This is a genomic window from Nonomuraea antri, assembly GCF_013283785.1.
GTDB classification, from domain to species: domain Bacteria; phylum Actinomycetota; class Actinomycetes; order Streptosporangiales; family Streptosporangiaceae; genus Nonomuraea; species Nonomuraea antri.
Map to the genome: position 1 here is coordinate 65,628 of NZ_JABCPZ010000024.1, position 9,415 is coordinate 75,042.

6 protein-coding genes are annotated in these 9,415 nt (G+C 74.4%); 3 read left to right on the forward strand and 3 right to left on the reverse strand.

Features of this window, described 5'->3' with window-relative positions:
- Nucleotides 1–7 precede the first annotated feature (7 nt).
- On the forward strand, nucleotides 8–2,935 hold the full coding sequence (locus tag HII36_RS11160; RefSeq protein ID WP_173523040.1) for an ATP-binding protein: 2,928 nt from the start codon (nucleotides 8–10) through the stop codon (nucleotides 2,933–2,935).
- A gap of 45 nt (nucleotides 2,936–2,980) precedes the next feature.
- Here the strand turns inward: HII36_RS11160 and HII36_RS11165 are convergent, their stop codons facing one another.
- Nucleotides 2,981–4,030: a class I SAM-dependent methyltransferase gene (locus HII36_RS11165; RefSeq protein ID WP_217369390.1), complete on the reverse strand. Its 1,050-nt coding sequence runs from the start codon at nucleotides 4,028–4,030 to the stop codon at nucleotides 2,981–2,983.
- Between the two features lie 108 nt (nucleotides 4,031–4,138).
- A complete protein-coding gene (locus tag HII36_RS11170) occupies nucleotides 4,139–4,939 on the reverse strand; it encodes a class I SAM-dependent methyltransferase (protein WP_173523041.1) in 801 nt (266 codons plus the stop codon).
- Between the two features lie 165 nt (nucleotides 4,940–5,104).
- Here HII36_RS11170 and HII36_RS11175 point away from each other — a divergent pair, with 165 nt between their 5' ends.
- Nucleotides 5,105–6,532, forward strand: coding sequence for an aminotransferase-like domain-containing protein (locus tag HII36_RS11175; RefSeq protein WP_173523042.1), 1,428 nt, complete (start codon nucleotides 5,105–5,107; stop codon nucleotides 6,530–6,532).
- An 11-nt stretch (nucleotides 6,533–6,543) separates the two neighbouring features.
- On the opposite strand, the gene HII36_RS11180 is transcribed toward HII36_RS11175, so the two are convergent.
- Nucleotides 6,544–7,134 carry a TetR/AcrR family transcriptional regulator gene (locus HII36_RS11180; RefSeq protein ID WP_173523043.1) on the reverse strand — a complete coding sequence of 197 codons (591 nt, stop codon included), beginning with the start codon at nucleotides 7,132–7,134 and terminating at the stop codon, nucleotides 6,544–6,546.
- Between the two features lie 102 nt (nucleotides 7,135–7,236).
- On the opposite strand from HII36_RS11180, the gene HII36_RS11185 reads away from it, so the two are divergent.
- Nucleotides 7,237–9,366: an alpha/beta hydrolase gene (locus HII36_RS11185; protein WP_173523044.1), complete on the forward strand. Its 2,130-nt coding sequence runs from the start codon at nucleotides 7,237–7,239 to the stop codon at nucleotides 9,364–9,366.
- The last annotated feature ends 49 nt before the right edge of the window (nucleotides 9,367–9,415 follow it).

The following is a 9,415-nucleotide window of genomic DNA, read 5'->3' on the forward strand; positions in this document are numbered from 1 at the left end:
AGGCGGCGTGCTGCACGGACGGATCAGCGAGTCGGCCGTGCTCGACGGCCTGCTGACCGGCGCGCGTGCGGGCCGCAGCGGTGCGCTGGTGATCCGCGGCGAGGCCGGGATCGGCAAGACCGCGCTGCTCGAACGGGCGGCCGAACGGGCGGCGGGGGACCTGCGGGTGCTGCGCGGGGCCGGGGTCGAGCAGGAGATGGAGCTGCCGTTCGCCGGGCTGCACCTGCTGACCCACGGCGTGCTCGACGGCCTCGACGCGCTGCCGCCGGGCCAGGCCGCGGCGCTGCGCGGCGCGCTCGGCCTGGACCAGGCGCCGGCGGGCGGCGACAGGTTCCTGATCGGGCTGGCCGTGCTCACCCTGCTGGCCAACCTGGCCGAGGAACGTCCGCTGCTCGTGCTGATCGACGACGCCCAGTGGCTCGACCGGTCCTCGGCCCAGGCGCTGCTGTTCGCCGCCCGCCGGCTGGAGGCGGAAGGCGTCGTGCTGATCTTCGCCGTCCGCGACGACGGCCGGCCACTCGACGGCGACCGCTCCTTCGCCGCGCCCGGCGTGCCCGAGTTACGGCTCGGCGGGCTGACGGAGCCGCAGGCGGCCCGCCTGCTCGCCGAGCACGCGCCCGATCTCGCGCCGCCCGTGCGTGACCACGTCCTGGCCGAGGCGCAGGGCAACCCGCTGGCCCTGCTCGAACTCCCCGCGACGCTCAGCCCGGCGCAGCGGGCCGGCACGCTGCCGGTGCACGCCGTCGGCGCCGGACCGATGCCCGCGCCGGGGCGGGTGATGCGCTCGTTCCACGCGCGCGTCGCGGCACTGCCCGCCGGGGCCCGCGCGCTCCTGGCCGTCGCGGCGGCGGACTCCGGCGAACTCGAACTGGTACTCGCGGCCGCCCACAGGCTCGGCCCGTCGGGGAAGCCGGACACGGCGCCTGGGAAGCCGGACGCGGCGCCCGGGCGGCCGGACACGGCATCCCGGGAGCCGGACGCGGCGCCTGGATGGCCGGATGCGGCGCTGGAGGCCGTGGCCGTCGCAGAGGCGGCCGGTCTGATCCGCGTCACCGAAGGCGTCATCCGCTTCCGGCACCCGCTCGCCAGGACCGCCGCCTACCAGCACGCGTCCACCGCCGTACGGCTGGCCGCGCACCGCGCGCTGGCCGAAGCGCTGCGCGACCGTCCAGGCGCCGCCACCCGCCGGGCCTGGCACCTGGCCGCCGCGGCGACGGGCCCGGACGAGACGGCGGCCGCCGCGCTGGAACGCGGCGCGGAGGACGCGCGGGACAGGGGCGGGTACGCCGCCGTCTCCGCGGCCTACGAACGGGCCGCCCAGCTCACCGCCGACCGGGCCGAACGCGGCCGGCGCCTGGCCGCCGCCGCCAGGGCCGCCGCCGAGTGCGGGCAGCGCCGGCGCGCGGCCACCCTGGCCGAGCAGGCCGCGGCGGAACTGGACGAACCACCGGCCCTGGCGCACGTGGCCGAGACCCGGGCCATGGTGGCCATGGCGGGCGGACGTACCGACCGGGCGCACCCCGCGCTGGCCGCCGCCGCGGAGGCGCTGCGCGGCCACGCGAGCCCGGCCGCGGCGCTCGACCTGTACTTCGCGGCCATGACCGCCGCCTGGCTGGCCGGCGACTACCCGGCGCTGAACGCGATCGCGGCCCGCACCGCGGCGCTGCCCGGCGACGCCAGGTCCCTGCCGCTGTGGCGAGCCGTCGCGGGACTCGGCCGGCTCGCCGTGGAACGGCCCGAGGATGCGTTGCCGTGGCTGCGTGAGGTGATCGAGGGCGTCCGCACCGCCTGCGAGAGCGCCTACGAGCCGCCCGGCCTGCAGCAGCGGGCCCAGCTGGCGATCTGGGACCTGCTGCACGGCGACGACGACGCCTCCCACGCCAGGGCCGTCGCCATCGAGCACGAATGCCGCGCCCTGGGCGCGATCGGCGTCCTGCCGGGCGCGCTCCTGGTGAAGGCCAGGGCGGAGATGTTCCTCAGCCGGCACCGGGACGCCTGGGCCAGCGCCGAGGAGGGCCTGCGCGTGGCGGGGGACACCGGGCAGCCGCACTTCACGAACCTGCTGACCGGCGTCATGGCCTACCTCTCGGCGATCGAGGGCGACGAGGAACGGGTCCGCGCACTGACGCACCGCATCGCCGACGCGCGCGACCCGGGCACCACCGGCCTGCGCTGCGCCTCGCTCAACCTCGCCGACCTGGCCCAGGGCCGCTACGAGGCGGTGCTGCGGCGGGCACGCGAATACGGGCTGGACGCCCCGGCCGCGCACACCATGATGCTCCTGCACCGGGTGCCCGACATCGTCGAGGCGGCGGTGAAGCTGGGCCGTACCGAGGCCGCCCGGGTCGCCGACCGCCGGGTCCAGATCTGGGCCGCGACGACCGCCCGGCCCTGGGCGGAGGCGGTGGGCCTGCGTTGCACGGCGTTGCGCAGCGAGGGCGCGGCCGCCGACGCCGCCTACGCGCGTGCCGTCGTCCTGCACGGCAGGGGCGGGCGGCCGTTCGAGCGGGCCAGGACGGAACTGCTGTACGGCGAATGGCTGCGCAGGAACCGGCGGCGCGCCGAGTCGCGCCCGCTGCTGGAGTCCGCGCTGGAGATCTTCGAACGGCTCGGCGCGCGCCCGTGGATCGAGCGCGCCAGGAACGAGCTGAGAGCCGCCGGCAAACGCCACCAGACCGGCGACCTCGGCGAGCGGGCCGCCGCCGACGTGGCCGCCCTGCTCACCGCCCAGGAACTGCAGATCGTCCGGATGGCGGCCGACGGCATGAGCAACAGGGAGATCGGCGCCCGGCTCTTCCTCAGCCCGCGAACCGTCGGCTACCACCTGCACAAGGCGTTCCCCAAGCTCAACGTGGCCAGCCGGGGCGAGCTGGCCAGGCTGCCGCTGGCCGCGCACCCCGACCGCCCGGACCGCCCGCAGTCGCCGGCCGGCTGACGGACGCCCGCCCGCTGACGGACGCCCGCGAACCTGCCGCGGATGTCAGGGCCGCGCCTCGTAGACGATGTTGAACGGCGTCTGCGCCACCCGGCGGAACCGGCTGAACCCCGCGTCGGTGGCCACCTGCCGGATCGGCTCCTCGCCCGCCTGGGCGCCCAGCGCGTAGCCGCCCTCCTGCGAGAGCGCGTTGGGCACGCACAGGAACGCCGAGAACGCGTAGTAGGCGCGGCCCACCGGGTTGAGGTTCTCGCTCACCGACGCGCCCGCGGCCGGCTCCACGATCATCCACGTGCCGTCGTCCGTCAGCTGCTCGCGCACCCGCCGCGCCGCACCCATCGGGTCACCCATGTCGTGCAGCGCGTCGAACGTCGTCACCAGCCCGTACGGCCCGCCGCCGAAGGTCTGCGCGCTGGCCACCCGGAACTCGACGCGCTCGCCGAGCCCCAGCCCGTCGGCCTGCTTGGCGGCCTCCTTGACGGAGTCCTCGTGGTAGTCCCAGCCGGTGAACGTCGACTCGGGGAAGGCCTGCGCCATCAGCCTGGTGGACGCGCCGTGGCCGCATCCCACGTCGGCGACCCGCATCCCGGCGCGGAGCCCGGACTCGACGCCTTCGAGCGCCGGCAGCCAGTCGTTGACCAGGTGGGCGCTGTAACCGAACCGGAAGAAGCGCTCGCAACCGTCGAAGACGTCCTCGTCGTGCTCGTGCCAGCCGACGCCCTCGCCGGTGCGGAACGCCTTGGTGATCTCCGGCAACGCCTTCAGCGAGCCGACGGCCAGCTGGAAGCCGCCGAGCACCGGCCCGTTCGGGTCGGTCAGCGCGTACGCCTGTTCCTCCGTCAGGTAGTACTGGCCCGTCGCGGCGTCGTACTCGGCGTAGCCGCCGGCCGCCTGCCCGCGCAGCCATTCCTCGACGTAGCGCGGCGCGGTCCCGGTGCGCTCGGCCAGCTCCTCAGGCGACTGAGGCCGGTCGGCCAGAGCCCGGTAGAGACCGAGCCGGTCGCCCACCACGACACCGCCCGCCCCCATCGTGGCGCCGACGTCGGTGACGAACTTGAACAGGAACTGCATGAGTCGTTCTTCATTGATCGCCATGGTCTTCCCCCTGGTTCTGTTTCTCGGGCAAGGTCCATGAAGTCACCTCGCCCGGCCGCTGTGCAGCTCCACTCACCACGTGAATGCGACGCTTACTGGTCTCCCCGGTCAGGTGGCGTGCCTGGCCACGCCGCGTACCGCCCAGGCCCTCGCCGTCAGGGGGATGGCGCCGCCGGGGCCGGTGGGCAGGCGGGCGCGCAGCGTCTCGCGCAGGGCGCGCCGGCGCTCCTCGGTCAGTGACATCGCGTACGCCGGCGCCGGGCCCTGCCCGCCCAGGAACGGCCGCCAGTAGTCGTCGAAGCCGGCGAACGTGGTGGCCGTCTCGACGGATCGCACCCGCACGTCGTCGAGCCCGGCCCCGGCCCACAACGTGCGCAGGCCCTCGGGCCGGCAGAGCGGGAAGCGGCGGCCCTCGTCCAGGTCGGCGGCGGCCGGGTCGAGGGCGGTGGCGGCGTCCCAGAAGTGCCGGATCAGCTCCATCCCGGCGGCGTAGTCCCACACGTAGGCGGCGACGACGCCGCCCGGCGCGGCGACCCTGGCCAGCTCGGCGGCGGCGCGTTCCGGCGCGGGCACGAAGTTGAGCGTCAGCCCGCTGACCACGGCGTGGAAGCGGCGGTCCGGCACGGGCAGCGACCGCGCGTCGCCGGGCACGAACGTCGCCCGCGGATCGGTGACGCGGGCGCGCGCGGCGGCCAGGAACCCCTCCGAGGTGTCCACGCCGACGACGTCCGCGGGATCGGCGACCGCGAGGATCGCCGACGTCAGCGCGCCCGTGCCGCAGCCCACGTCCAGCCAGCTCGAACCGGCGGGCACGGCCGTCCAGCGCAGGAACTCCGGCCCGATCCCGCGGCTCCACCTGCCGACGTACGCCTCGTAGGCGTCGCCGGCCTCCCACACCTCCGAGCCCATGCGGTACCTCCATCACCTCTTCTTCCCATCGGCGTGACATTCCGTTCCACGCGGCCCGCCGATGGAACGGAATGTCACGCCCTCAGATACGGACGCGGTGGCGAGGCCCGCGTCCGGCGGAGACACCCTCCGACCACGCCGGAACGTTCACGCCAGGGAAGAGGCATGCGCAGCTCACAGAGACTCTCGATCCCCATCCACCTGGAACGCCACCTCCCCGATCCGCTGCAGGACCAGCTCGCCGGCCAGATCCGGGCGGCCATCGACGCCGGGCGGCTGGCGGCAGGGACGCGGATGCCGTCCACCCGCACCCTGGCCGCGATCCTGCGGGTCTCGCGCGGCGTCGCGGTCACGGCGTACCAGACGTTGTACGGCGAGAACTACATCACCGGCCGGCGCGGGTCGGGCACCTACGTCACCGCGGTCGCGCAGCGCGAGGAACGCGCCGTGCCCGCGCCGGCGGCGGTCGCCGAGGAGCCCATCGGCATGCAACCCGACCGGCCGAGCCCGCACGGCTTCCCGCTGACGGCCTGGCGGGCGGCGTGGCGGCGGGCCGGACACCACCCGCCGCCCGTCGAGGAACTGCCGCCGGCCGGGCTGCCGGAGCTCAGGCGCGCGATCGCGGTGCACCTGCGCGACACCCGCGGCCTGGTCCTCGACCAGCACGAGATCATCGTCGCGGCCGGGTACGGGCACGCCACGCAGCGGCTGCTGACCGCGTTACGCGGGGCTGCCCCGGACCTGGTCATCGGCCTGGAGGAGCCCGCGTCCCCGATGATCAGGGCCGCCCTGGACGGGCACGGCACGGTGCTGCCCGTCCCCGTCGACGACGAGGGCGTGCGCGTCGACCTGATCGGCCGCCGCTGCGACGCGCTGATCGTCCGGCCGGAGCGCAACGATCCGCTCGGCGTGCGGATGTCGCTGCGCCGGCGTGCGGCGGTGGCGGACTGGGCGGCCGAGCAGGGCGTCCTCGTCATCGAGCCCGCGTTCGACGGCCTCTTCGACACCGGGCTCAGCCCGCGGCCCAGCATCCTGTCCCTCGGCGACCCGGAGCTGACCGCCATGGCGGGCACCTTCGCCGGCATACTCACGCCCACGCTGCGCCTGGCCTACCTGGTCGCGCCCCGGCGGCTGGCCCCGGCGATCGAGCGGCACATCGCCACCGGCGCCGAGCAACCGTCGTTCCCCAGCCAGCGGGCGGTGGCCGAGCTGCTGGCGTCGGGCTGCGTGGCGGGCCGCGTCGACCAGCTGTCCAGGCTGTACGCGCCGAAGCGAAGGCTCGTCGCCCAGGCGCTCGGCGCCTTTCCCGGCGCGAGGCTGCTGGGCGCCGACACCGGCTCGGCCGTCACGCTCGTCCTGCCCGCGCGGATCAGCGCGGAACAGGTGATCCGGGCGCTGCGCGAGCGGCGGGTGCACGTCACCGCGCTCGACTCCTACTACCACCCGCGCGAACGGGGGCACAACGGCCTGGTCATCGGCTACGGGCATCTCGACGACATGACCCTGCGCAGAGCCCTGCGGGTGATCGCGGCCACCCTGCACGCCCACGGCCTGCCCCGTCGTGCGGCCGGACACCGGCAGACCGTGGCCTGAGATCCTTCGGGTCAGCCTTCCTCGACGCCGCGGATGAGCTCGGTCACGCTGCGCAGCGCCGCCCGGGCCCGCCGGCTCCAGTCCTCGTCACCGAGCAGGATGACCGCCTCGCCGCCCAGGAACGCCAGGCCGATCAGCGCCGCCACGTCGACGGCCGAGAACGGCCCGAGCGAGCCGAACCGCGTCTCCGCCTCGCGGGCGACCTCCTCCAGGACGTCCTGCCATGGCTGGAGGATGGTGAGCACCCGGCGGGCGAGCGCGGGATCCGACCAGCCCGCCGAGATCATCTCCTGCAGGACGCGCACGTAGCCGGAGTCCAGGTCCTCTTCGAGCAGGTCGCAGGCCTGTTCGTAACGCTTCCACAGGGGTGCGTCCACGCCGTACATGTCGCGCTGCCTGTTCACCAGGCGGCGGTTCTCGTAGTCGAGCAGGGAGAGCACGAGCCCCTGCTTGCCGCCGAAGTGGTAATGGATCTGGCTCAGCGGCACGCCCGCGATGTCGGCGACCTTGCGGGTGGACAGCCCGGAGATGCCTTCGGCGAGGAGACACGTCCTGGCCGCCTCCAGTATCCGGGTCGCGGTGGGGCCGCTCGGTTCGCCCAAAGGTCAGGCCTTCCTCGTACAAATACCTTGTCGGTCGTTCGACCGAATGTTACCTTCCCCCTTATCGGTCGATCGACCGAACGGTCTCTGTGGAGGCACGCCATGCGGGCGAGGACAGCGGACGCCGAAGGCTTCATCGAGCATCACGGCGTGAAGATCCATTACGAGGTGCACGGCGCCGGCGGGCCGACCATCCTGCTGCTGCCCACCTGGACGATCGTCCACAACCGGTTCTGGAAGGGCCAGCTCGCGTACCTGGCGCGGCACCACCGGGTGGTCACCTACGACGGGCCCGGCAACGGGCTGTCGGACCGCCCGGTGACCCCGGAGCCGTACGGGCAGGCCGCCCAGATCGCGTACGCGCTGGCCGTCCTGGACGCCACCGGGACCGAGCAGGCGGTCGTGGCCGGGCTCTCGCGGGCCGCCAACTGGGCGCTGGAACTCGCCGCGGAACACCCCGCCCGGGTGCTCGGCACCATCGTCCTCGCCCCGTCGGTGGCCAGGGGCAAGGCCGAGACCCTGGCACTGGACGCCCCGGCGCCCGCACTCGACGCCTCCGCGGTCCGCGCGGGCGGCGCCGACCCGCCGGCGCACTGGGCCAAGTACAACCGCCGGTACTGGCTGAAGGACTACGAGGACTTCCTGTGGTTCTTCTTCGGCCAGTGCTTCACCGAGCCGCACTCCACCAAGGCGATCGAGGACGGCGTCGCCTGGGGCCTCGACACGAGCCCGGACGTGCTGGTGGCCGAGAGCCAGGCGGCGCGGCCGAGCAGGGAGACGATCGAGTCCTGGTGCACCCGCATCACCACCCCGCTGCTGGCCGTCCACGGTGACCAGGACCGGGTGGTCCCGGTGGAGGTGAGCGAGAAGATCGTCGCCTGGAGCGGCGGTGAGCTCGTCCTGCTGGAAGGCGGCGGCCACATCCCGCCGGCCCGTGACCCCGTGCGGGTGAACCTGCTGATCAGCGAATTCGTCGCGCGGTTACGCCCGCCGGCGCCGCGCCGCCGCACGTGGAGCCGCTGGAACCGGCGGCAGAAGCGGGTGCTCTACCTGAGCTCGCCGATCGGGCTCGGCCACGCGCGCCGCGACCTGGCCATCGCCCGCGAACTCCGCGCCCTCCATCCGGACGTGCGCATCGACTGGCTCACCCAGCACCCCGTCACCCGCATGCTCGACGAGGCCGGCGAGCACGTGCACCCCGCGAGCCGGTGGCTGGCCAGCGAGTCGGCGCACATCGAGAGCGAGGCGGACGAGCACGACCTGCACTGCTTCCAGGCGCTGCGCCGGGCCGACGAGATCCTGGTGTCGAACTTCATGGTGTTCCACGACCTCGTCACCGAGGAACGCTACGACCTGGTCATCGGCGACGAATCCTGGGACGTCGACCACTTCCTGCACGAGAACCCCGAGCTGAAGCGGTTCGCCTACGCCTGGATGACCGACTTCGTCGGCTTCCTGCCCTTCCCCGACGGCGGCGACCGCGAGGCGCTGGTCGCGGCCGACCACAACGCCGAGATGATCGCCCACGTCGAACGGTTCCCGCGGGTGCGCGACCGGGCCGTCTTCATCGGCGACCCCGGCGACATCGTGGACGAGCGGTTCGGCCGCGACCTGCCGCCGATCAGGGAGTGGACCGAGGCGCACTACGACTTCGCCGGTTACGTCACCGGTTTCGACCCCGGCGAGTACGCCGACCGCGAGGCGCTGCGCGCGGAACTCGGCTACCACCGGGACGAGCGGGTCTGCGTGGTCACCGTCGGCGGCTCCGGGGTCGGCAAGAGCCTGCTGCACCGGGTCGTGGCCGCCTTTCCCGAGGCCGCGATGCGCGTACCCGGACTGCGCATGGTCGTCGTCGCGGGGCCGCGCATCGACCCCGGCACGCTGCCGCGGCAGGCGGGGCTGGAGGTGCACGCGTACGTGCCGGGGCTGCACCGGCACCTGGCCGCCTGCGACCTGGCGATCGTCCAGGGCGGCCTGACGACCTGCATGGAGCTCACCGCGACGCGCCGGCCGTTCATCTACGTGCCGCTGCGGCACCACTTCGAGCAGAACTTCCACGTCGCGCACCGGCTGCGGCGACACGGCGCGGGACGCCGCATGGACTTCGACGAGATCACGCCGGGCTCGCTGGCGGAGGCGATCGCCGCCGAGATCGGCCGCGAGGTCGCCTACCGGCCGGTGCCGCCGGACGGCGCCGCCCGCGCCGCGTCGATGCTCGCCGGCCTGCTCTGAGGGGATCCGCGCGGGGGCGCGGACGGGGGATGTGGGGACGGGGGATGTC

Excerpts from the sequence above, each read along its gene's own strand:
- HII36_RS11185 (WP_173523044.1), top strand. The coding sequence starts at position 7,237 with ATGCGGGCGAGGACAGCGGACGCCGAAGGCTTCATCGAGCATCACGGC.
- HII36_RS11165 (WP_217369390.1), bottom strand. The coding sequence starts at position 4,030 with ATGGCGATCAATGAAGAACGACTCATGCAGTTCCTGTTCAAGTTCGTC.
- HII36_RS11170 (WP_173523041.1), bottom strand. The coding sequence starts at position 4,939 with ATGGGCTCGGAGGTGTGGGAGGCCGGCGACGCCTACGAGGCGTACGTC.
- HII36_RS11175 (WP_173523042.1), top strand. The coding sequence starts at position 5,105 with ATGCGCAGCTCACAGAGACTCTCGATCCCCATCCACCTGGAACGCCAC.